Here is a 20,657-nt window from a genome sequence, read left to right as displayed (position 1 = left end):
CACTGGTCGGGGAATGAACTTGAACCGGGTTATAAAGCAGCTAAGTGTATCACGACTCTTCGGCATCCTACTCGCGGCAGTCCTGCTCGCCGCCTGTGCGTCGGAGCCCAATCAACCCGCCGGCCAGTCCGGCATGCCGTCGGCCTTCTCGGATCTTACCAAGAATGCCCAGTGGTATCTGGCCCAAGTGGACCCGGCCAAACCGGCCGAAGCCTTCACCTGGCAGGTGATGGCGGCGCGCAGCTATCTGGCGCTCGGTCAGGCCAAGCCGGCCGCGGCCCTGTTCCAGCAATTGCAGAAGCAGGCCCAGAGCACCGAGCAGAAGGCCCAGCTGCAGCTGCTGCAGGCTCACCTGCTGCTCGCTCAGGGCAACGCCAACCAGGCGCTGATCCTGCTGGAAGGCAAGCCCGATGTGGCGCTGGATGCTGATACCCAGAAGGACTGGTACCGCCAGCGCGTGGTGCTGCAGCTCGACATCAACAACAAGTTTGGTGCCGCCAAGTCGCTGATCCTGCTGGAGCCCTACTTGGCCCAGAATGAGCTGGCCACCAATCATCAGCAGATCTGGTCCCTGCTCAAGAGCATGACTCCTTCTACCCTGCAGGCTCTGGAAGAGGCACCGGCTCCCGATGTCACCACCGGCTGGCTGCGGCTGGCGGCGCTGGTAAATGAATTCGGTGCCCAGCCCAATCAGCTGGCTCGCCAGCTGGCCGGCTGGAAACAAGCCTTCCCGAACCACCCGGCCCAGAAAGACATGCCGGCCGGACTCGGTGATCTTGCCACCAGCAACATCAATGCACTGCAGCAGATCGCCGTCTTCCTGCCGCTGTCCGGCAACCTGGAACCGCAGGGTGCGGCAATTCGCAACGGCATGCTGATGTCTTACAAGGAAAATCAGAGCCAGTTTACCCTGAACTTCTACGATACCCAGACCAAGTCGACGGCGGATCTCTACAAGCAGGCCATTCAGGAAGGGGCCAACATGATCATCGGCCCGCTGCTCAAAGACCGGGTCGAGGAGCTGCTCAAGGCCAATCCGACCGTGCCGGTACTGGCGCTCAACGAGCTGGACAAGCCGATCGTCAACGACACCACCTATTACTTCTCCCTCTCAGCCGCCGCCGATGCAACGCAGGCCGCCCAATACCTCTATGGCCAGGGTTATCGCAAACCCCTGCTCATCGCCGCCCAGGGGCGGATCGGCTACAGCAGCATCAAGGCGTTTGAACAGGCCTGGGCGACCGTAAGCCAGGACAAACCGGTCGTCGCCACCTTCGGTGCCCGCAACGAAGTCCAGGGTATGGTCAAGAATGCGTTGAGCGGCCGCTCCACCGCCCGGGCTGGCGAAGTGGTTCAGCTCTCCGCTGCCGCCCCGCGCAGCATCGACGTAGTCTATGTGGTCGCCAACAGCCTGGAGACCCGGATGATCAAGCCCTACGTCGACATCTCGGTCAATCCGATGGGCAGCCTGCCGATCTACAGCAGCTCGCGCAGCTACGACAGCGCCACCACCGAGGTGGCTTCCGAGCTCAACGGCATGCACATCTCCGACATGCCGCTGCTGCTTGGCGGTTACGAGAAGCAGCGCGAGCAGATCGCCCTGCTCTGGCCGCAGACCCAGGGCGACCTGCTGCGTCTGTTTGCACTGGGTTATGACGCCGTCAGCCTGGCGGAGAACCTGCAGCAGATGCGCAAGGTCAACGCCATGCAGCAACCCGGCATGAGCGGTCAACTGAGTGTGGATGCCGGCGGCAACATAGTGCGGGTACTGGACTGGGCCACCTACCAGAACGGCAAGCTGGTCAGTGACAGCGCCATGCCCCAGCTCGAGGGAGTCCCCCATGAAGGTACTTCTGGCACGGATGCGCCGGCAGTTACAGAACCTGTTCCCGTCACCAACGAGCAAGGGACAACACTTTGAGCAGGTAGCGGAGCGCTGGTTGCAGGCCCGCGGCCTGCAACCCGTGACCCGCAACTATCGCTGTCGGGGCGGCGAGATCGATCTCGTCATGCGCCAGGGGGAGACCCTGGTGTTTGTTGAAGTCCGCTATCGCGCCCAGGCCAGCCACGGCGGTGCCGCCAGCTCCGTCACCCGACGCAAACAGCATAAGATCGTGCTGGCGGCACGCCACTATTTCAAGCAACATGCCATCAACGAGGCCAATCAGGCCTGCCGATTCGATGTGATCGCGTTCGAAGGCGACCAGCCGGACTGGATCCAGAACGCATTTTAAGAGGACCCCATGACTGACCGCATCAAAGAAAACTACACCGAGAGCATCCAGACCAAGATAGCCGCCGCCGAGGCGCTGCCGGATGCCATCCATACTGCAGCCCAGATGCTGACCATCTGTCTGCTCAATGGCCACAAGGTGATGGCATGCGGCAATGGTCCCTCCGCAGCACTGGCCCAGCTGTTCATCTCTGAGCTGGTCAACTGCTACGAAACCGAGCGCCCCTCCCTGCCCGGCATGGCGCTGACCCCGGACATGGCAACCATCAGTGCCATCGCCACCGACCACGGCTTTGAAGAGGTGTACGCCAAGCAGATCCGTGCGCTCGGTCAGCCCGGCGACATCCTGGTGGTCATCACCACTACGGGTAACAGCCGCAGCCTGATCAAGGCCGCCGAGGCCGCCCTCTCCCGCGACATGACCATAGTGGTGCTGGGGGGCGGTGATGGCGGTGAGATCGCCGGTCTGCTCGGTCCCAACGATGTGGAGATCCGGGTGCCGTCTGCCCGTCGCCCCCGCATTCTGGAAGTGAACCTGTTGACCCTGCACTGCCTGTGTGATCTCATCGACCAGACTCTTTTCCCGCAACAGGAAGATTGAAACCATGAAGAAGCAAACGCTCCTGCTCGGCCTGCTGGCCGGCACCCTGCTGCTGCAAGGTTGTGCGGCCGTGGTGGTCGGTGGTGCCGCCGGTACTGCCAAGGCTTCCGGCGATCGCCGCACCCTGGGCGCCCAATGGGACGATCAGGCCATCGAACTGAAAGCGGCCAATCTGCTGGCCGACAACAAGCCGCTGAGCGCGGCCAGCAAGATCAGCGTCTACAGCAACAACGGCCGGGTACTGCTGGTCGGTCAGACACCTTCTGACGCTTACAAGCTCGAGGCTGGCAAGATAGTGGCCCGTATCGAGGGGGTGCGCCACGTCTACAACGAGCTGCGCCTCGGCCAGCCGGTCAGTATAGGGGTACGCAGCAACGACACCTGGATCACCTCCAAGGTGCGGGCTGACATGCTGGGCGCCAAGAACTTCGACAGCGCCAAGGTCAAGGTGGTCACCGAGAATGGCGAGGTATTCCTGATTGGGCTGGTCACCCGCCAAGAGGGGGATCAGGCCGTCGAGATAGCCCGCCACGTCAGCGGTGTGAAGCGCGTGATCAAGGCCTTCGAGTTTGCCCAGAACTGACCTTGTTGATCGCCATAAAAAAACGCAGCCAATTGGCTGCGTTTTTTATTTGATGACCTTCAGGGTCGGACGACCGCTCGGGCGCGGCGGTTCCGGCTCGGGCTCTACCGGTGCTTCGACCTGCTCCAGCCAGAGATCATAGCCAGGCTCGGGTGGGAACATGGTGCCCACGCCGTTTTCCCGGGCATGAATGGCCAACACGGCCGCCATCGGGATGTAGACCTGCTGGGAAACTCCACCAAAACGGGCACTGAAGCTGATGGCATCATTGTCCATGTGGAACTGCCCAACCGCACGAGGTGCGATGTTCAGCACAATCTGCCCATCCTGAACAAACTGCATCGGCACCATCACATGGGGGATGTTGACGTTGACCACCAGGTGAGGGGTCAGGTCATTGTCCAGCAACCAGTCAAAGAACGCCCGCAACAGATACGGGCGACTGGGCGTCATCGTCGGTTCCATGCTCATACGCCGGCACGGATCTCGCGCTCGGCTTCGGTCAGGGAAGCCTGGAAGGATTCACGTTCGAACAGACGAACCATGTAGGCCTTCAGCTCTTTGGCACCACGACCGGTGAAGTCGATGCCCAGGCTTGGCAGACGCCACAGCAGCGGGGCCATGTAGCAGTCGACCAGACCGAACTCTTCGCTCATGAAATAGGGCATCTCACCGAAGATGGGAGCGATGGCCAGCAGGTTGTCCCGCAGCTCGGCACGCGCCGAATCCACGTCGGTACCCGCCATGATCTTGTCGGCCAGGGAGTACCAGTCCAGCTCGATGCGATGCATCATCAGACGGCTGTTGCCGCGCGCCACCGGGTATACCGGCATCAGGGGCGGGTGCGGGAAACGCTCGTCCAGATATTCCATGATGATGCGCGAGGTGTAGAGCGCCAGTTCCCGATCAACCAGGGTCGGTACAGTGTTGTACGGGTTCAGCTCGGCCAGCTCATCCGGCAGGTTGGCAGGGTCTACCTGGCAAATATCTACGCTAACACCCTTCTCCGCCAGGACAATGCGCACCTGATGGCTGAACATGTCGTTGGCACCGGAAAACAGCGTCATTACCGAACGCTTATTGGCAGCTACAGCCATTGAACCCTCCCGTCATTAAAAAGCAGAAACGGCAATGAAGCATCTTGGACTTCATTGCCGTGCATTATATTACCCGGATCTGGTCGCTTAGTGAACGTCGCGCCAGAATTCCTTCTTCAACAGCACAGTGAAGATGAAGAAGATCACGATGAAACCCAGCACCCAGAAGCCCATGCGTTCGCGCTCCTGTTGTACCGGTTCAGCCGAGTAGACCAAGAAGTTTACCAGATCCAGCACCGTCTGATCATACTCTTCGTTATTCATTTCACCGTTGCCGTCAGATTTGATGCTGACAACCTGCTGAACGTCGACGCCATCGACCTGGTGGGTCGCAAACTCGGCGCGGGGCGTCCCCTGCAGCGGCTCCAGCACGTGAGGCATGCCCACGGACGGGAACACGGCGTTGTTCACCCCGAATGGACGGGTCTCGTCCACGTAAAAGGAACGCAGGTAGGTGTAGATCCAGTCCGCACCACGCACCCGGGCGACCAGCGTCAGATCGGGGGGAGGTGCACCAAACCACTTGGCGGCATCCTTGTCCGGCACCGAGTTTTCCATCAGATCACCGATCTTGGCGCCATTGACGATCAGGTTGGCCGCCATCAGGTCTTCCGGGATGCCGATATCTGCCGCTACCCGGTTGTAACGCTGGTATTGGGTGCTGTGACAGCCAAAGCAGTAGTTCATGAAGGTGGCAGCACCACGCTGCAGGGACGCCTTGTCGTTCAGATCATAGTGAGCCTTGTCCAGATGCACGGCCCCGGTGTTGGCAAACACCAGTGACGGCAGCAGGGTCAGCACTGCAAATATTATTTTTTTCATTTGAATGTCACCCTTTCCGGCAGCGGCTTGGTGCTTTCATTCTTGCTGTAGAAGAACAACAGGACGAAGAACCCGAAATAACCCAGGGTACAGATCTGGGCGATCAGCGTCAGAGTCGGAGTCGATGGCAGTACGCCGAGCACCCCGAGAATGATGAAGCAAACCACGAACTGGGCGATGTTCAGCTTGTGCAGGGTGCTGCGATAACGCACCGAACGCACCTTGCAGCGATCCAGCCAGGGCAGCAGGAACAGCACCACGATGGAGAGGCCCATCATGATGACGCCCAGCAGCTTGTCCGGTACCGCCCGCAGAATGGCGTAGAAGGGGGTGAAGTACCATACGGGGGCGATGTGAGCCGGGGTCTTCAGGCCGTTGGCCACTTCAAAGTTCGGCTTCTCGAGGAAGTAACCCCACATGTCCGGCTTGAAGAAGATGATGGCGCAGAAGAAGAACAGGAAACCGGCTACGCCAATCATGTCCTTGACGGTGAAATAGGGGTGGAATGCCACCGCATCCAGCGGCCAGCCGTTCTCATCCTTGTGCTTCTTGATGTCGATGCCGTCCGGGTTGTTCGAACCCACTTCGTGCAGCGCCAGGATGTGCATGGCAACCAGCATCACCAGCACCAGCGGCAGGGCGATGACGTGCAGCGCGAAGAAGCGGTTGAGGGTAGCGCCGGAGATGACGTAGTCACCGCGGATCCACAGGGTCAGATCATCGCCGATGACCGGAATGGCACCGAACAGCGAGATGATGACCTGTGCGCCCCAGAAGGACATCTGGCCCCACGGCAGCAGGTAGCCCATGAAGGCTTCCGCCATCAGGCAGAGGAAGATCAGCATGCCGAAGATCCACAGCAGCTCGCGCGGCTTCTGGTAGGAACCGTAGATCATGCCGCGGAACATGTGCAGGTAGACCACGATGAAGAAGGCGGACGCGCCGGTGGAGTGCATGTAGCGCAGCAGCCAGCCGTAATCCACATCCCGCATGATGTACTCGACGGAGGCGAAGGCACCTTCGGCGGAGGGGTTGTAGTTCATGGTCAGCCAGATGCCCGTGATGATCTGGTTGACCAGCACCAGCATGGCGAGCGAGCCGAAGAAGTACCAGAAGTTCAGGTTCTTGGGCGCCGGATACTTGGCCATGTGGTCGTTGTACATGGCGGTGAGCGGAAAGCGATAGTCAATCCAGCCCATCAGTTTGGCAAACATGGTCAGGCCTCCTTGCCATCGGCACCGACCAGGATGGTGGTGTCGCTAAGATATTGGTACGGCGGAATGACCAGGTTCAAGGGCGCAGGCACCCCCTGGAACACTCGACCAGCCATGTCGAACTTGGAGCCATGGCACGGGCAGAAGAAACCGGAAGTCACCCCCTGCACCTGTTCGCCGAAGTTGTCCGGCAAGTAGGAGGGAGAGCAACCCAGGTGAGTACAGATACCGACGGCCACGAAGATCTCCGGCTTGATGGATCTGTAGCCATTGTGGGCATAGTCGGGTTGTTGGGGCTCGTCAGAAGCCGGGTCGCGCAGCTTGTCGTCATGCGCGGCCAGGGCATCCAGCGTCTGTTTGGTGCGCTTCACCACCCAGACCGGCTTGCCTCGCCACTCAACACGGATGAGCTGGCCTGGTTCCAACTTACTGATATCCACTTCGACCGGAGCACCCGCCGCTTTGGCTTTGGCACTCGGGTTCCATGACTTAATAAACGGCACTGCGGTAAAAGCAGCTCCTACCCCACCAACGGCGACCGTTGACCAGGTAAGAAATCTGCGGCGACCGGTATCAACTGGCGCATTGCTCATCCAAAAACTCTCCCATGTGGACTCCGCACATTCTTATTGTGTCCCTGTTCCCCTTTCTTCCGTGACAACAGCGGCGGAAGCGGAGTTACAATTGTCACAGAAAAACCGAGGGAATTTTAAAGAAAAGATAACAACTTGACAAGAAAGAGAAGCGAAGGTCAAAAACAATAAATACACAATTTTTTGTCTTTTGTGACGTGGTGTTAGCAATGCGGTTCGTTATATTACCAATAAAAAAAAGCCTGGCACGTGGCCAGGCTTTTTTGACACTCGCGAGAGTGCGTACAAAAAGCGAATTAACGCTTGGAGTACTGCGGACGCTTACGAGCTTTGTGCAGACCGACTTTCTTACGCTCAACCTTACGGGCATCACGAGTAACAAAGCCAGCTTTACGCAGTTCGGAACGCAGGGTTTCATCGTACTGCATCAGAGCACGAGTGATACCGTGACGGATCGCACCAGCTTGACCGGAGATGCCGCCACCGTTAACGGTGATGAACAGATCCAGTTTCTCGGTCATCTCAACCAGTTCCAGCGGCTGACGAACTACCATGCGGGCAGTCGGACGGCCGAAGTACTGCTCCAGGGAGCGCTGGTTGATTACGATTTTACCGCTACCCGCTTTGATGAATACGCGAGCAGTGGAGCTTTTGCGACGGCCAGTACCGTAGTATTGATTTTCTGCCATGTTGCCAGTTCCCGATTAGATATCCAGTACTTGAGGTTGCTGAGCAGCATGAGCGTGCTCGGCGCCTGCGTAAACTTTCAGTTTACGGAACATGGCACGGCCCAGCGGACCCTTCGGCAGCATGCCTTTGACGGCAGCTTCGATTACCATTTCCGGTTTACGCTGAATCAGCTTGTCGAAGCTGATGGACTTGATACCACCCGGGAAACCGGAGTGAGCGTGGTACATTTTGTCGGTAGATTTCTTACCGGTTACGTGTACCTTCTCGGCGTTTACAACGATGATGTAATCACCGGTGTCAACGTGCGGAGTGTACTCAGCTTTGTGCTTACCACGCAGACGAGCAGCGATCTCGGTTGCGATACGACCCAGAGTTTTACCTTCTGCGTCCACAATGTACCAGTCACGTTTTACGGTTTCTGGCTTGGCAACGAAAGTTTTCATTAAGTTAAACCCAATTACCTGTTACAGACCCAATTGCTTATGGGGGCTCTCCCACAAACAACAAACGATGGCCTACCTGTACCCCTTCGAATACAAGTAAAGCTTAAAGTGTTGCTGTCTTATCGACAGCTGTAACGTGGGCCGGGCGATTATAAGTGAAGTTGCCTTAAATATCACCTGCTAATTTCACTGCCATGAAGCTAGCAAATGTCGCCCGGCCCTACCTGCCGCAGATGCCCATCCGACTGGCAGGCGCGGTATTGTGACTAAGGAAGGTGCACTCTGGCAAGGTATTCGTGCGATTGCATTTCCTGAAGCCGTGAAAGACAACGTTGGAATTCGAAATCCAGCAGCCCGTGACCATAGAGTTCCTGCATGGGCACCGCCGCCGACATGATGAGCTTGACGTGCCGCTCATAGAACTCGTCCACCATGGCGATGAAGCGGCGCGCCGCGTCATCCGTGCCAGCCCCCATGGGCTGCACATTGGCCAGCAGGACGGTGTGAAACAGCCGCGCCAGCTCGATATAGTCGCTCTGAGAACGGGGTGTGCAGCAAAGTTGCTCGAACTCCATATAGAGCACACCTTCCCCCATCCCCAGCGACGCCAGCTGACGGTGATTGATCTCGACCTGGCCCGCCAGGGCCTGTTGCAGCCCGGTTAATTGTTGAAAATAGAGCTCGAGATTGGATTTTGCCTGCCGATCTAGCGGGAAGTGATATATCTCCGCCTGCTCCAGCGTGCGCAGGCGATAATCGGTACCGCCATCCACGTTAAGTATCTCGCAATGACGCTCTATGAGGGCAATGGCCGGTAGAAAACGGGCACGTTGCAAGCCGTTTCTATACAAATCCTGCGGCGGTATGTTCGAGGTCGCCACCAGCACGACCCCATGGCCGAACAGCTCCTGGAACAGAGTCCCCAGCAGCATGGCATCGGTAATGTCGGAGACGAAAAATTCGTCGAAGCAGATGACGTCGGTCTCGTCGGCCAGCTTGCGGGCGATCAGTTTGAGCGGATCGGCCTGACCGGTCAGTCCCTTGAGCTCATCGTGCACCCGGTGCATGAAACGGTGGAAGTGGATACGCAGTTTGCGCTCCCCGGGCAGGCTGTCGAAAAAAGTATCCATCAGCCAGGTCTTGCCTCTGCCCACGCCACCCCACATATATAGCCCCAGGATGGGCGTACGGGGCTTCGGCTTTTGCAGCCAGCCCAGCAGACCGCGGGATCTGGTCGGAGTCGGGGTTTGGCACAAATCCTGATAGAGTCGCTCCAGACGGGCCACTGCCATCGCCTGAGCGGGGTCGGCCACGAAGCCGGGGCGCTGCAAATCCTGCTGGTATTTTTGCTGCGGGGTCATCCTGTCGATTGCCTTCAAGTCCCTGAATGAAGGACAAAATGGTATCACGCCCTCGGGGTGCACGGTATAGTGCCATCAAGGCGTAGCGGCCGTTCAGGCCGCATTAACATACATTGGTTTAGCTGTAACAAGGAGCATCTATGAGTCTGTTAAACGGGATCCTGCTGGCTGTCGCCGCCTTGATTATCGGTATCATCATCGGTCGCTTCACAGTGCGCAGCCGGGATGCCGGCCGTCTGGAACAAGAACTGAAGAAGGCTCACAAGGAACTGGAAAGCTACCAGGGTCAGATCAATACCCACTTCGCCGACAGTGCCGCCCTGATGGAGCAGTTGGCCGAGCAGTACCAGACCCTTTATCGCCATATGGCGGAGCAGAGCAAATTCCTGGCCAAAGCACAGGAGCCGCTGTTCCGTGAAACTCTGCTCGACGAGAGCAGCGATGTCCCGGCCAATGAAGAACCGGGTGTACCGCCCCGTGACTATGCAGGGGCCTCCGGTCTGCTCAAGCAGTCCAGTTAGTTCCCCGCGGAACTAATTGCGCTGTATCGTGGTCAGACCTTCACGATTGCATTGCAACTTTTTCTGGGAGCTGTTTTTCATATGCGTAAACCTCTTTCTGTGCTCAGTGTGTTAGCCCTCAGTGTCGGTATCGCCATGTCTGCGGCCCCCGTGCAGGCTGCACTGCCCTCCCTTTTGGCGAACAATCAGGAGATGCCGAGCCTGGCGCCGGTACTCGAACAAGTCACCCCTGCCGTGGTCAACATTTCCGTCTCCGGCAAGAAGATCACCCGCCAGCGTCTGCCGGAACAGTTCCGTTTCTTCTTCGGCCCCAACATGCCCGACGAACAGGTGAGCGAGCAGCCCTTCCAGGCGCTCGGCTCCGGCGTCATCATCGACGCCAAGAAGGGCTACGTGATCACCAACGCCCACGTGGTGCACGAGGCGGACGAGATCAAGGTCAACCTGAAGGATGGCCGTGAATACGCCGCCAAGAAGATCGGCGAAGACAAGCAGTCCGACATCGCTCTGCTGCAAATCAAGGCCGAGGATCTGGTTCAAATCAAATTCGCCGACTCTGACGAGCTACGGGTCGGTGACTATGCGCTGGCCATCGGCAACCCGTTCGGTCTCGGCCAGACCGTCACCTCCGGCATCGTCAGTGCGCTCGGCCGCAGCGGCCTCAACATCGAGAACCTGGAAAACTTCATCCAGACCGATGCGGCCATCAACTCGGGCAACTCGGGTGGCGCCCTGCTCAACCTGCGCGGCGAGCTGATCGGCATCAACACCGCCATCCTGGGCCCCAACGGCGGCAACATCGGCATCGGCTTCGCCATTCCGTCCAACATGGTGCGCGACCTGTCCGAACAGATCGTGAAATACGGTGAAGTCCGTCGCGGCCAGCTGGGCATCATAGGGACCGAGCTCACCTCTGAAGTGGCCAAGACCTTCGGCTACAACAAGAAGGACGGTGCCTTCGTCAACCAGGTGATGCCTGACTCTGCCGCCGCCAAGGCCGGCATCAAGCCGGGCGACATCATCGTCAGCATCGACGGCAAGGCCATCCGCTCCTTCGGCGAGCTGCGGGCCAAGATTGCCACCATGGGTGCCGACAAGCAGGTGGCACTGGGCCTGATCCGCGATGGCAAGGAGCAGACTGTCAAGGTCACCCTGAAGAAGGCGGATGACAGCGAAATCCTGGCCAGCGCGCTGCACCCGGCACTGGAAGGGGCCAAGCTGAGCACCACCAGCGAGCCGGTGAGCGGCGTGGCCGTCTCCGAGATCGATCCGCGCTCCCCTGCCGCCGCCTCCGGTCTGCAGAAGGGCGACGTCATCATCGGCGTCAACCGCCTGCGCATCAACTCGCTGGAAGAGCTGAGCAAGGCACTGAAGAACAAGCCGGATGTGCTGGCCCTCAACATCCAGCGCGGCGACTCTTCGCTCTACCTGGTAATTCGTTAATCTCCTCTCACCCGCGGCGCCTGCCGCGGGTGATTTTTATCCACCGATAGTGTTATTCTCTGCCCGCTCTATGTACGGATGAGAATGACATGAAAATCCCCCCTATAGTCAGTTACTTGGGCAAGTCTGTCGGCTTCGGTCTCACCGTGGCGGCGCTACTGTTGCTGCTGTTTCCCAATTTTCGGGGCGGGGCCCAACTGCCCGGCCTCATCACCAATGCCCGTGAACTGAGCTTCTCCTACGCGGCGCACCGCGCCGGCCCTGCCGTCGTCAACATCTATACACGCAGCTTCGCCCGCAATCAGGGCAACCAGACCGAACTCCGGCCCCAGGGGCTGGGCTCTGGCGTCATCATGAACCAGCGCGGCCACGTGCTGACCAACTACCACGTCATCGCCGATGCGGACCAGATCATAGTCGCGCTGCAGGACGGACGGGTGTTCAGCGCCGAACTGGTCGGCACCGACCAGCTCACCGACCTGGCAGTGCTCTACATAGAATCGGACAACCTGCCGGTGATCCCGCAGGATCCGGAGCGGTTGCCCGACGTGGGTGACGTGGTGCTCGCCATCGGCAACCCCTACAACGTCGGCCAGACCATCACCCAGGGCATCATCAGCGCCACCGGCCGTATCGGCCTCTCCAGCATGGGGCCGGACAGCAACGGCCGGCAGGATCTGCTGCAGACCGACGCCGCCATCAACGAGGGCAACTCGGGGGGCGCCCTGGTCAATGCCCGCGGCGATCTGGTGGGCATCAACACCGCCGCCTACCACCTCAACGGCAATCAGGAGAGCTACGGCATCAGCTTCGCCATTCCCTACAAGCTGGCCAAGCGCATCATGGACGAGCTGATCGCCAACGGCCGGGTGATCCGCGGCTACCTCGGCATCTCCAGCGTCGAGATCAATCCCATCGTCGCCCGCATGATGAATCTGGGTGACCTGCGCGGTCTGGTGGTGGAGAGCCTGGATCCCAACGGGCCGGCCACCAAGGGCGGGCTGAAGCGGGGCGACGTGCTGCTCAAGATCAACGGCGAGGCCATCAGTGGCGTGCGGGCCGCCATGGACAAGATCGTCGAGAGCCGGCCCGGCACCAAACTCACCATCTCGGTGATCCGCGATGGCAAACCGCTCGAGGTGGAGGTCATCATCGAAGAGGATCTGCGCTACCAGAACCGGGCCAGCGCGAGTGCGGCCACCGCCAGCTGACATCCCCACGGTCGGGGCGACGAGTCGCCCCTTCTACCCCCCTTTTCCCCTCCCGGCCGTGAGGCGACTCACAGTTTCAGCCAAGGGCCAGCAGCCCCTCATCCAACGCCAAGTGCGCCCCTGATCACACAAAATAGGCGCCAATGAGCACTCTTTTCCGCTTGATGCCGCAAAAGCGGCTTCAATTGGCCAGCTGACGCGCGAATTTCCGCTTCGAATCGGAAAAACGGTGCCTCCTCTCCCGAACATGACCGGCTTAGGGTAACGCTATCCCTTCTGCCAGCCTTGGAGAGCAGACATTGCACACAGAGACCCATGACCAGCCCCTGACCCCGGACAGCCCGGCCCTGCTGCGCCAAACCGACCAGATCCTGGCGCGCATCCATATCCTGCTGGCCGAACAGGGCATTCGCCCCAACGAGGTACAGCAGCAGATGCTGGCCTCTCACGTCAAAGCCATGGTGTGGCGCTCCCACAGTGGCGAACCGCTGCCAGAGGTCGACCTCATCCTGTTCGAGGAGATCTCCCCGCTCTCCCTGCGTCTGGCCGAGCAAGTCGTCAGCTGGCTGGAGCGGCTCGCCTATGAAGAGGCGCATCTCTTGTCCGTCCATTTCGAAGTAGCCAAAGAAAACGAACTCAGTTCAGTCAAAGGAGAATGCTAAATGACAGCCATCAAACTCGTGATCGGTGATCGCCTCGGCAAGGGCCAGAAAGTCGGTGCAGGCGCGGAAGCCGCCGGTGCCAGCGTGACCGTCATCCCCGGCATGGCCGCCGACATGAAGCTCGGCGACGTGATGAACAAGGAGCAGGCGGATCTCGGCATCTCCTTCTGCGGCAGCGGCGGTGCCGGCGCCATCACGGCCCAGACCAAGTACGGCTACAAGTGCCGTTACGGCATGCGATCCATCGAGGAGGGCGTGACCGCCATCAACGAGGGGTGCGTGGTGCTCGGCTTCGGCTTCATGGACAAGGAAGAACTGGGCCAGAAGCTGGTCGAGGCGTTTGCCAAGAAACACGGACGCGCATGATGAAAGAGGACTTCACCACCCAGGTCACCGTCAACGGCAAGGGCGCGACTCGTCAGCAGGCGTTCGCCGCCGCCCTCAGCCAGGTGCAATCCACGCTGCTCAAGGACAACCCGCGGGTGCTGCTGCGCATCGAACCGGTCGAGGTCGAGGTGATCGAGGCCGAGGAGTCGGTCCGGGTGGAGAAGTTCCTGTTCTTCTTCCTGCCGCGCCAACGCCACGAATACCGGGTTCGGCTCGCCATCACGGTCAGGGTCACCAGCCTGGACACCGACAAGGTGACCTTTACCCGGGTGTGACGCCGCCCGCGGCAACACCGCCACAAGAAGGATACATGGGATGTTTCTAATCATATTTATCAAGTCACTCATCATTGGCGGCCTGGTTGGCGTCGGGGTGGGGGCCGGCGCGGCACGGATGTTCCACGCCCCGACCGTGCAGGGGATGGGCGCCTTCCGAACTCTGGGCGAGCTCAACTCCTGCGAAGGGGATCCCGCCTCCCACTTCTCGTTTGGTCTGGGCTTCTTCTTCAACGCCTGGGCCTCCACGGTCGCAGCCGGCGCCTTCACCCAGGACGTGGATCACCGCATCCTGCCGAACTGGGGCGCGGCAGCCCTGATGATCAAGAATCGGGATCTCGCCACCACCCTGCATGACCCGAAGAAGATGGCCATCGCCTGCGGCATCATAGGTGCCATCGTGGTCGCCTTCCTCAACAGCACCGCCGCCGCCGTGCCGGCCGCCCTGCAGGTCACCGCGGTCAAGGTGCTGGTACCGGCCGCCAACCTGCTGGTCAACACCGTCATGCCGGTGATCTTCTGGCTGGCCGCCATCGAGGCGGGCAAGAAGTCCGGCTTCTGGGCCACTATCTTCGGCGGTCTGGCCCAGCTCATCATGGGCAACGCGGTACCGGGCCTGGTGCTCGGCATCCTGATCGGCAAGGGGGTGGAAGAGAGCGGCTGGAACCATGTCACCAAGGTGATGATGGCCGCCATCGTCCTGCTGTTCGTGCTGAGCGGCTTCTTCCGCGGCTTCGACATGAAACTCATCGAGTCCTTCCATCTGGGCATTCCCCTGTGGCTGGAAAACGTCCATAACCTGCTGAGCGGCAAATAAGGGGTCACGCCATGGATGAGAAACTGAAAAACAACTTCTGGTACGCCGACTGGTCTTTCCCCATCTTTGTCGGTCTGCTCTCGGCCGGGGTCTTTGCCGGTACCCACATGTTCTACCTGTACGGGGTCGGCGCCTTCAACGAGGTGGCCTTCGTCGCCATGCTCAAGGCCGGCATGGACACGGGAGCCTACGGTGCGGTGGCGGCTTTCGGCGCCAGCTTCCTGTTCGCCCGCATCATCGAGGGCTCCCTGGTGGGGATCCTGGACATCGGCGGTGCCATCCAGACCGGGGTGGGCCTCGGCGTGCCCGCCCTGCTGCTGGGGGCCGGCATCATCTATCCGGTGGAGAACTTCCCCGCCTCGCTGGTGACCGGCATGGTGATTGGTCTGGCCATCGGCTATGTGATCATCCTGGCGCGCAAGTTCACCATCAACCAGAGCAACTCCACCTACGGCGCAGACGTCATGATGGGGGCTGGCAACAGCTCGGGCCGTTTCCTCGGCCCCCTCATCATCCTCTCCGCCATGGGCGCCTCGATTCCGATCGGTATCGGCTCCCTGCTGGGTGCGCTGCTGTTCTACGTGTGGGGCAAGCCCATCACCGGCGGTGCCATCCTGGGGGCCATGCTGCTGGGTACCTTCTTCCCGGTTGCGCTTGCATAACCATCCGCCGCCCTGCGGGGCGGCACGCTAGAGGCCATCAACATGTACGACATCATCATCAGAGCGGGGCGCCAGGGAGATGGCCAGCTCGTCGATATCGCCATCCAGCAGGGCAAAATCGCCGCCCTTGGCACCCTGCCGGAGACGGCCATGGCGCAGCAGACCCTGGATCTCGGCGGCCGGGTGCATGTGAGCGCCGGCTGGATCGACGGCCACACCCACTGCTACCCCGCCTCCCCCCTCTATCACGATGAGCCGGACAAGGTGGGAGTGGAGTCCGGCGTCACCACCGTCATCGACGCCGGCAGCACCGGGGCCGACGACGTAGACGACTTCCAGCGTCTCGCCGCCGGCTGCAAGACCCGAGTACACGCCCTGCTCAACATCTCCCGCATCGGCCTGTTGCGCCAGAATGAACTGGCCGACAGCCGGGACCTCGACATGGATCTCGCCTCGGCGGCCATTGCCCGCCACTCCGGCTTCATCGTCGGCATCAAGGCGCGGATGAGCGGCAGCGTGGTGGGTGAGAACGGCCTGCAGCCGCTGCGCATGGCCAAGGCTCTGCAACAGGCCCACGGCCGGCTGCCGCTGATGGTACACGTGGGCAACACGCCGCCGGATCTGGACGAGATCGTCGCCCTGCTGGGGGATGGCGATCTGCTGACCCACTGCTTCAACGGCAAGCCCAACCGCATCCTGACCCCGGCCGGCGAGCTGCGCCAGGCGGTGCGTGAGGCGATGCAGCGGGGCCTCTTGCTCGACATCGGCCACGGCGGCGCCAGCTTCAGCTTCGAGGTGGCGGAATTGACCATTGCTCAGGGGATCCTGCCCCGCACCATCAGCTCCGATATCTACTGCAAGAACCGCATCAAGGGGCCTGTCTACAGCCTGGCCCACGTGATGTCGAAGTTTCTCGCCATCGGCATGACCCTGGAGCAGGTGCTGGCCTGCGTCACCCACCATGCCGCCGATGCCCTGCGCCTGTCCGGCAAGGGGCGACTCGAGGTGGGCGCAGATGCCGATCTGACCCTGTTCGAGGTGATGAACGGCCCTACCCTCTTTACCGATACCGAAGCCGGCGCCCGCAATGGCGACCAGCAGTTGCTGCCCCTCGCCGCCCTGGTCGGTGGCGAACTGGTTCTGACTCACTATGGGAAATCACATCATGCCTTCTGTGTATGAGAAATATCAGCTCAAACCGGTGATCAACGCCTCCGGGCGCATGACCATTCTCGGCGTCTCCACCCCCGAGCAGGAGGTGGTCGATGCGGTCAACTTCGGCCTCGGCCACTACTTCGAGGTGAAGGATCTGGTCAACAAGACCGGCGCCTACCTGGCCGGCTTGCTGGATGTGGAAGATGCGGTGGTGGTCTCCTGCGCCAGCGCCGGCATCGCCCAGTCGGTGGCAGCGGTGATCGTACGTGGCGACCCTTACCGCCTCGAGCAGTTGCACGCCCATGCCCACCATGTGCCGAGCGAAATCGTGCTGCCCAAGGGACACAACGTCAACTTCGGCGCCCCGGTCGGCACCATGGTCAACCTGGGTGGCGGCAAGGTGGTGGAGGCCGGCTACGCCAACGAGTGCTCTGCCGCCCAGCTGGCCGCCGCCATCAATCCCAATACCGCCGCCATCCTCTACATCAAGTCCCACCACTGCGTGCAGAAGAGCATCCTGTCGGTGGCCGAGGCAGCCGAGGTGGCCAAGGCCCACGGGCTCCCGCTCATCGTCGATGCGGCGGCCGAGGAGGATCTGCGTCTCTACTACAACCAGGGGGCCGATCTGGTCATCTACAGCGGCGCCAAGGCCATCGAAGGGCCCACCAGCGGCCTGGTACTCGGCAAGCGTCAGTACGTGGAGTGGGTCAAGCAGCAGGCCAACGGCATCGGCCGCGCCATGAAGGTGGGCAAGGAGGGGATCCTCGGCCTCACCCACGCCATCGAGCGCTACCTGGCCAAAGAGAAGGAGAGCGGCGCTGCCATGGTCGCCAAGATGACCCCCTTCATCGAGCGCCTCAACCAACTGCCCGGCGTCAGCGCCAAGGTGGTGTGGGACAGCGCGGGGCGCGACATCGCCCGCACCGATATCGCCTTCGACCACCAGCAGATCGGCATGACCACAGTGCAGGTCATCGCCCGTCTGCAGCAGGGCACACCTGCCATCTACTGCCGTGGCTACAAGGCCAACGAGGGACACATCGAGATCGACGTGCGCAGCGTCACCCTGCCCCAGCTCGACCAGATCCATGCCGCCATTGCCCACCTCGTTCAGGAGAACAACTGATGTCTCTTACTCCCAATTACTACCGCGATCGGGTCTGCCTCAACGTGCTGGCCGGCTCCCGACAGAATGCCGTCGACATTTATGAGGCCGCCGAGGGCCACGTGCTGGTCGGTGTGCTCTCCAAGAACTACCCGGATGTACCCTCCGCCGTCGCTGACATGCAGGCCTACGCCAAGCTAATCGACAACGCCCTCTCCATCGGGCTGGGGGCCGGCGATCCGCGCCAGTCCGCCATGGTGGCCGAGCTGGCTCGCCATCTGCAGCCCCAGCACGTCAACCAGGTATTCACCGGGGTCGGCGCCAGCCGGGCGCTGCTTGGCCAGTCTGACACCCTCGTCAATGGCCTTGTCTCCCCCACCGGCACACCGGGGATGGTTAAGATCTCCACCGGCCCCCTGAGTAGCCAGCAGCCCGACGGCATCGTACCCATCGACACCGCCATCGCCCTGCTCAAGGACATGGGCGGCAGCTCGGTCAAGTTCTTCCCCATGGGCGGGCTGGCCTGCCGCGCCGAGTATCAGGCAGTGGCCGAGGCCTGTGCGCGGCACGGCTTCTGGCTGGAGCCCACCGGCGGCATCGATCTCGACAACTTTGAAGAAATTGTGCGAATCGCGCTGGATGCCGGGGTCGAGAAGGTGATCCCCCACGTCTACAGCTCCATCATCGACAGTACGAGCGGTCAGACCCGTCCCGAGGATGTGCGTACCCTGCTGGCCACGGTGAAGCGGCTGCTGGCCTGATCGCCCTCAGGCACCGGTCCGATCACTGGCCGGTGCCTGGCTTGTCATTGACTCGCTTGTTAACATCGGTTTTTTATTCTGCGACAGGAGTCCGATCCCCCCTCATGACCAAGCTGCCCCATCCCAGACTCCAGCAACTGCTCACCCTGCTCCACGCCGAGCCGCTGCCGCAGGAGGAGCTGGCCCGCCGCCTCAATGTCTCCACCCGCACAGTACGCACCGACGTGGCGACCCTCAACGAGATCATCGCCACCCGGGGCGCCCACCTGATCCACCAGCGCGGCAGCGGCTATCAGCTCAAGATCTACAATCAGGAGCTGTTCGCGGCGCTGCTGGCGGCCCAGGAGCAGGAGAGCGGCTTGCCTCGCACCAGCCGCGAGCGGGTGCTGCACCTGCAGATCCTGTTGTTGACGGCGGAGCAGGGCATCAAGCTCGACGAGCTGGCGGATACCTGGTATCTGAGCCGGGCGGCGCTGCAGGGGGACATGGCGGAGGTGCGGGAGCGGCTCGCTCACTTCGACCTCGCCATCGACAGCAAGCCCAGGCAGGGGATGCGGATCCAGGGGGGAGAGACGGCCATCCGCGCCTGTCTCACCCAGCTGCTCTATCAGGAACTGCTGCACAGCAACCCGCTGCAGAGCCTGCTGCCCAACCTCTGTCCCAGCAAGACGCTGGAGGTAGTGGGCAATCACATCCACGAGCAGCTCGGCCGCCACCAGCTGCGCCTGGCCGACGAGAGCCTGCAGCAGCTCGCCATCTACTGCGCCGTCGCCCTGCTGCGCCAGGCCGCGGGCCACGAGCTGCGCCAATTCACCAGCGAGGATCTCACGGCGCCGCTGCTGGCGGTCGCCCGCGACATCTATGGCGAGCTGCCGACCCTGACCCCGCCGGGGGAAGAGGAGATAGCCTGCCTCGCCATCCAGATCCAGGCCCGCCTCACCGCCGATTCCCCCCAGCTCAGCCCGGCCATGGCGGCCGAGAGCGAGCAGCTGGTGGAGCATCTGCTGACCTACATCCACCAGCACTACCCCTATGACCTGCGCGGCGACCTGCAACTGCGGGCCGACCTGCAGACCCATATCAGTGCCATGCTGCTGCGGGTCAAATACCTGGTCGGCAGCCACAATCCGCTGGCGGACCACATCAAGCAGTATTACCCCCTCGCCTACGACATCACACTGGCGGCCATCTCGGAGTGGATCAAGCAGACCCCTTACCGGCTGACCCACCACGAGATAGGCTATCTGGTGATCCATATCGGGGTTGGACTGGAGCGTCACTACGACATCGGTTACACCCGCCGTCCCCAGGCGCTGCTGTTGTGCGATGCGGGCAACGCCACCTTCCGGGTGCTGGAGGCTCGCATCAAGCGGGAATATCCCCAGCTGCAGTTGACCACGCTGGAGTCGGTGCGGGATTACGAAGGGCTGGCGCGAGTCGAGCAGGATTTCGTCATCAGCACCGTCAAGGTGAGCGACAAGAACGTGCCCGTGGTGCAGGTCGCCCCCTTCCCCACCCAGTACCAGCTGGAGCAGCTCGGCAAGCTGGTGCTGGTCGATCGCACCCGCCCCTACCTGCTCGACAAGTACTTCGATGCCGACCACTTCATGGTGGTCAGCGAACCGCTCAGCCAGGGGGCACTGTTTGATCGCATCTGCAGCCAGCTGGAGGCGGAGGATCTGGTGGAGAGCGGCTTTCGGGAATCCTTGCAGGAGCGGGAGCGGATCGTCTCCACCCTGCTGGGAGACGGCATCGCCCTACCCCACTCCCTCGGCCTGCTGGCGCGTCGCACCCTGGTCTATACCGTGCTGGCCCCCCAGGGGATCGACTGGGGCAACGGCGAGAGCGCTACCCTCATCTTCGTGCTGGCCATCGCCAAGGCCGACTATGAGGAGGCGATGGGGCTCTACGACCTGTTCCTGGCGTTGATGAACGAAAAAGCCAGCAGGAACCTGCTGGCTTGTCGGGGCTTTTCCGCCTTCAAGGCGCTGGCACGCAGCGCACCTTGAGCATGAAGGAGC

At 61.2% G+C, this 20,657-nt stretch carries 24 protein-coding genes; 16 read left to right on the top strand and 8 right to left on the bottom strand.

From position 1 onward, the window contains the following. The first annotated feature begins 13 nt into the window (after window positions 1-13). Genes AB5Y81_RS15535 through dolP form a run of 4 tightly spaced genes read left to right on the top strand, consistent with a single transcriptional unit; the run spans window position 14 to window position 3,417 of the window. Window positions 14-1,921 (top strand): penicillin-binding protein activator, encoded by a 1,908-nt coding sequence (locus AB5Y81_RS15535; protein ID WP_279485212.1) that lies wholly within the window; start codon window positions 14-16, stop codon window positions 1,919-1,921. Continuing rightward, window positions 1,863-2,234, top strand: a complete 372-nt coding sequence (locus AB5Y81_RS15530) for a YraN family protein (RefSeq protein ID WP_026140996.1) — start codon at window positions 1,863-1,865, stop codon at window positions 2,232-2,234. Before AB5Y81_RS15535 ends, AB5Y81_RS15530 begins: the two co-directional genes overlap by 59 nt. Window positions 2,235-2,243: 9 nt before the next feature. Further along, window positions 2,244-2,834 carry an SIS domain-containing protein gene (locus tag AB5Y81_RS15525; RefSeq protein WP_005305871.1) on the top strand — a complete coding sequence of 197 codons (591 nt, stop codon included), beginning with the start codon at window positions 2,244-2,246 and terminating at the stop codon, window positions 2,832-2,834. A gap of 4 nt (window positions 2,835-2,838) precedes the next feature. After that, window positions 2,839-3,417: a division/outer membrane stress-associated lipid-binding lipoprotein gene (gene dolP / locus AB5Y81_RS15520; RefSeq protein WP_005305875.1), complete on the top strand. Its 579-nt coding sequence runs from the start codon at window positions 2,839-2,841 to the stop codon at window positions 3,415-3,417. Window positions 3,418-3,462: 45 nt separating this feature from the next. On the opposite strand, the gene AB5Y81_RS15515 is transcribed toward dolP, so the two are convergent. From AB5Y81_RS15515 to zapE, 8 genes are all read right to left on the bottom strand, one after another. Beyond that, window positions 3,463-3,888, bottom strand: coding sequence for a ClpXP protease specificity-enhancing factor (locus tag AB5Y81_RS15515; RefSeq protein WP_279485211.1), 426 nt, complete (start codon window positions 3,886-3,888; stop codon window positions 3,463-3,465). After that, a complete protein-coding gene (gene sspA, locus AB5Y81_RS15510; RefSeq protein ID WP_279485210.1) occupies window positions 3,885-4,514 on the bottom strand; it encodes a stringent starvation protein SspA in 630 nt (209 codons plus the stop codon). The genes AB5Y81_RS15515 and sspA overlap by 4 nt, the downstream gene beginning before the upstream one ends. Before the next feature lie 87 nt (window positions 4,515-4,601). Then, complete coding sequence (locus tag AB5Y81_RS15505) at window positions 4,602-5,336, bottom strand: cytochrome c1 (protein ID WP_010635938.1); 735 nt, start codon at window positions 5,334-5,336, stop codon at window positions 4,602-4,604. Continuing rightward, a complete protein-coding gene (locus tag AB5Y81_RS15500) occupies window positions 5,333-6,550 on the bottom strand; it encodes a cytochrome bc complex cytochrome b subunit (RefSeq protein WP_005305888.1) in 1,218 nt (405 codons plus the stop codon). Before AB5Y81_RS15500 ends, AB5Y81_RS15505 begins: the two co-directional genes overlap by 4 nt. 2 nt (window positions 6,551-6,552) lie before the next feature. Continuing rightward, window positions 6,553-7,143, bottom strand: a complete 591-nt coding sequence (petA, locus tag AB5Y81_RS15495; protein ID WP_005305890.1) for a ubiquinol-cytochrome c reductase iron-sulfur subunit — start codon at window positions 7,141-7,143, stop codon at window positions 6,553-6,555. A gap of 296 nt (window positions 7,144-7,439) precedes the next feature. Next, window positions 7,440-7,832 (bottom strand): 30S ribosomal protein S9, encoded by a 393-nt coding sequence (rpsI, locus tag AB5Y81_RS15490; RefSeq protein WP_005305893.1) that lies wholly within the window; start codon window positions 7,830-7,832, stop codon window positions 7,440-7,442. 15 nt (window positions 7,833-7,847) lie between these two features. Further along, window positions 7,848-8,276, bottom strand: coding sequence for a 50S ribosomal protein L13 (gene rplM / locus AB5Y81_RS15485; protein WP_005305895.1), 429 nt, complete (start codon window positions 8,274-8,276; stop codon window positions 7,848-7,850). Window positions 8,277-8,542: 266 nt separating this feature from the next. Further along, window positions 8,543-9,637 carry a cell division protein ZapE gene (zapE, locus tag AB5Y81_RS15480; protein WP_017766407.1) on the bottom strand — a complete coding sequence of 365 codons (1,095 nt, stop codon included), beginning with the start codon at window positions 9,635-9,637 and terminating at the stop codon, window positions 8,543-8,545. A 140-nt stretch (window positions 9,638-9,777) separates the two neighbouring features. On the opposite strand from zapE, the gene AB5Y81_RS15475 reads away from it, so the two are divergent. The 12 genes from AB5Y81_RS15475 to AB5Y81_RS15420 all read left to right on the top strand — a co-directional run bounded on the left by AB5Y81_RS15475 (window position 9,778) and on the right by AB5Y81_RS15420 (window position 20,645). Next, entirely contained in the window at window positions 9,778-10,158 is a 381-nt protein-coding gene (locus AB5Y81_RS15475) for a YhcB family protein (protein WP_005305902.1), read from the top strand. A gap of 81 nt (window positions 10,159-10,239) precedes the next feature. Next, window positions 10,240-11,601 carry a Do family serine endopeptidase gene (locus AB5Y81_RS15470; protein ID WP_005305907.1) on the top strand — a complete coding sequence of 454 codons (1,362 nt, stop codon included), beginning with the start codon at window positions 10,240-10,242 and terminating at the stop codon, window positions 11,599-11,601. Between the two features lie 89 nt (window positions 11,602-11,690). After that, the gene (degS, locus tag AB5Y81_RS15465) at window positions 11,691-12,812 is read left to right on the top strand and encodes an outer membrane-stress sensor serine endopeptidase DegS (RefSeq protein ID WP_017788267.1); all 1,122 of its coding nucleotides are present in this window, start codon (window positions 11,691-11,693) and stop codon (window positions 12,810-12,812) included. Between the two features lie 299 nt (window positions 12,813-13,111). After that, entirely contained in the window at window positions 13,112-13,474 is a 363-nt protein-coding gene (locus tag AB5Y81_RS15460; protein ID WP_279485208.1) for a transcriptional regulator, read from the top strand. Next, on the top strand, window positions 13,475-13,840 hold the full coding sequence (locus AB5Y81_RS15455; protein ID WP_005305917.1) for an SFCGS family glycine-rich protein: 366 nt from the start codon (window positions 13,475-13,477) through the stop codon (window positions 13,838-13,840). It abuts the gene before it with no gap. Further along, the gene (locus AB5Y81_RS15450; protein ID WP_017784946.1) at window positions 13,840-14,136 is read left to right on the top strand and encodes a DUF4312 family protein; all 297 of its coding nucleotides are present in this window, start codon (window positions 13,840-13,842) and stop codon (window positions 14,134-14,136) included. Before AB5Y81_RS15455 ends, AB5Y81_RS15450 begins: the two co-directional genes overlap by 1 nt. 40 nt (window positions 14,137-14,176) lie before the next feature. Next, window positions 14,177-14,953: a DUF4311 domain-containing protein gene (locus AB5Y81_RS15445; RefSeq protein WP_005305923.1), complete on the top strand. Its 777-nt coding sequence runs from the start codon at window positions 14,177-14,179 to the stop codon at window positions 14,951-14,953. Between the two features lie 11 nt (window positions 14,954-14,964). Next, complete coding sequence (locus AB5Y81_RS15440) at window positions 14,965-15,615, top strand: DUF4310 family protein (RefSeq protein ID WP_017766404.1); 651 nt, start codon at window positions 14,965-14,967, stop codon at window positions 15,613-15,615. A 42-nt stretch (window positions 15,616-15,657) separates the two neighbouring features. Continuing rightward, window positions 15,658-16,797, top strand: coding sequence for an amidohydrolase/deacetylase family metallohydrolase (locus tag AB5Y81_RS15435; protein WP_279485207.1), 1,140 nt, complete (start codon window positions 15,658-15,660; stop codon window positions 16,795-16,797). Continuing rightward, complete coding sequence (locus AB5Y81_RS15430) at window positions 16,781-17,896, top strand: DgaE family pyridoxal phosphate-dependent ammonia lyase (protein ID WP_244364929.1); 1,116 nt, start codon at window positions 16,781-16,783, stop codon at window positions 17,894-17,896. Before AB5Y81_RS15435 ends, AB5Y81_RS15430 begins: the two co-directional genes overlap by 17 nt. Next, window positions 17,896-18,636, top strand: coding sequence for a KDGP aldolase family protein (locus tag AB5Y81_RS15425; protein ID WP_279485206.1), 741 nt, complete (start codon window positions 17,896-17,898; stop codon window positions 18,634-18,636). Before AB5Y81_RS15430 ends, AB5Y81_RS15425 begins: the two co-directional genes overlap by 1 nt. A gap of 104 nt (window positions 18,637-18,740) precedes the next feature. After that, window positions 18,741-20,645: a transcription antiterminator gene (locus AB5Y81_RS15420; protein ID WP_279485205.1), complete on the top strand. Its 1,905-nt coding sequence runs from the start codon at window positions 18,741-18,743 to the stop codon at window positions 20,643-20,645. Window positions 20,646-20,657 lie beyond the last annotated feature (12 nt).

The sequence above is a fragment of the Aeromonas sp. s2 genome (genome assembly GCF_040907935.1).
In the GTDB taxonomy this organism is placed as follows: domain Bacteria; phylum Pseudomonadota; class Gammaproteobacteria; order Enterobacterales; family Aeromonadaceae; genus Aeromonas; species Aeromonas dhakensis.
The sequence above is the reverse complement of the archived record's forward strand: the minus strand, read 5'-3'. Positions and strand labels throughout refer to the sequence as shown.

Bases quoted from the DNA above. Each gene is read 5' to 3' on its own strand.
- AB5Y81_RS15515 (WP_279485211.1), bottom strand. From the start codon at position 3,888: ATGAGCATGGAACCGACGATGACGCCCAGTCGCCCGTATCTGTTGCGG.
- AB5Y81_RS15420 (WP_279485205.1), top strand. From the start codon at position 18,741: ATGACCAAGCTGCCCCATCCCAGACTCCAGCAACTGCTCACCCTGCTC.
- zapE (WP_017766407.1), bottom strand. From the start codon at position 9,637: ATGACCCCGCAGCAAAAATACCAGCAGGATTTGCAGCGCCCCGGCTTC.
- AB5Y81_RS15525 (WP_005305871.1), top strand. From the start codon at position 2,244: ATGACTGACCGCATCAAAGAAAACTACACCGAGAGCATCCAGACCAAG.
- AB5Y81_RS15470 (WP_005305907.1), top strand. From the start codon at position 10,240: ATGCGTAAACCTCTTTCTGTGCTCAGTGTGTTAGCCCTCAGTGTCGGT.
- dolP (WP_005305875.1), top strand. From the start codon at position 2,839: ATGAAGAAGCAAACGCTCCTGCTCGGCCTGCTGGCCGGCACCCTGCTG.
- AB5Y81_RS15430 (WP_244364929.1), top strand. From the start codon at position 16,781: ATGCCTTCTGTGTATGAGAAATATCAGCTCAAACCGGTGATCAACGCC.
- petA (WP_005305890.1), bottom strand. From the start codon at position 7,143: ATGAGCAATGCGCCAGTTGATACCGGTCGCCGCAGATTTCTTACCTGG.
- degS (WP_017788267.1), top strand. From the start codon at position 11,691: ATGAAAATCCCCCCTATAGTCAGTTACTTGGGCAAGTCTGTCGGCTTC.
- AB5Y81_RS15435 (WP_279485207.1), top strand. From the start codon at position 15,658: ATGTACGACATCATCATCAGAGCGGGGCGCCAGGGAGATGGCCAGCTC.
- AB5Y81_RS15425 (WP_279485206.1), top strand. From the start codon at position 17,896: ATGTCTCTTACTCCCAATTACTACCGCGATCGGGTCTGCCTCAACGTG.
- AB5Y81_RS15440 (WP_017766404.1), top strand. From the start codon at position 14,965: ATGGATGAGAAACTGAAAAACAACTTCTGGTACGCCGACTGGTCTTTC.
- AB5Y81_RS15475 (WP_005305902.1), top strand. From the start codon at position 9,778: ATGAGTCTGTTAAACGGGATCCTGCTGGCTGTCGCCGCCTTGATTATC.
- AB5Y81_RS15450 (WP_017784946.1), top strand. From the start codon at position 13,840: ATGAAAGAGGACTTCACCACCCAGGTCACCGTCAACGGCAAGGGCGCG.
- rplM (WP_005305895.1), bottom strand. From the start codon at position 8,276: ATGAAAACTTTCGTTGCCAAGCCAGAAACCGTAAAACGTGACTGGTAC.
- sspA (WP_279485210.1), bottom strand. From the start codon at position 4,514: ATGGCTGTAGCTGCCAATAAGCGTTCGGTAATGACGCTGTTTTCCGGT.
- AB5Y81_RS15455 (WP_005305917.1), top strand. From the start codon at position 13,475: ATGACAGCCATCAAACTCGTGATCGGTGATCGCCTCGGCAAGGGCCAG.
- AB5Y81_RS15505 (WP_010635938.1), bottom strand. From the start codon at position 5,336: ATGAAAAAAATAATATTTGCAGTGCTGACCCTGCTGCCGTCACTGGTG.
- rpsI (WP_005305893.1), bottom strand. From the start codon at position 7,832: ATGGCAGAAAATCAATACTACGGTACTGGCCGTCGCAAAAGCTCCACT.
- AB5Y81_RS15500 (WP_005305888.1), bottom strand. From the start codon at position 6,550: ATGTTTGCCAAACTGATGGGCTGGATTGACTATCGCTTTCCGCTCACC.
- AB5Y81_RS15445 (WP_005305923.1), top strand. From the start codon at position 14,177: ATGTTTCTAATCATATTTATCAAGTCACTCATCATTGGCGGCCTGGTT.
- AB5Y81_RS15530 (WP_026140996.1), top strand. From the start codon at position 1,863: ATGCGCCGGCAGTTACAGAACCTGTTCCCGTCACCAACGAGCAAGGGA.
- AB5Y81_RS15535 (WP_279485212.1), top strand. From the start codon at position 14: ATGAACTTGAACCGGGTTATAAAGCAGCTAAGTGTATCACGACTCTTC.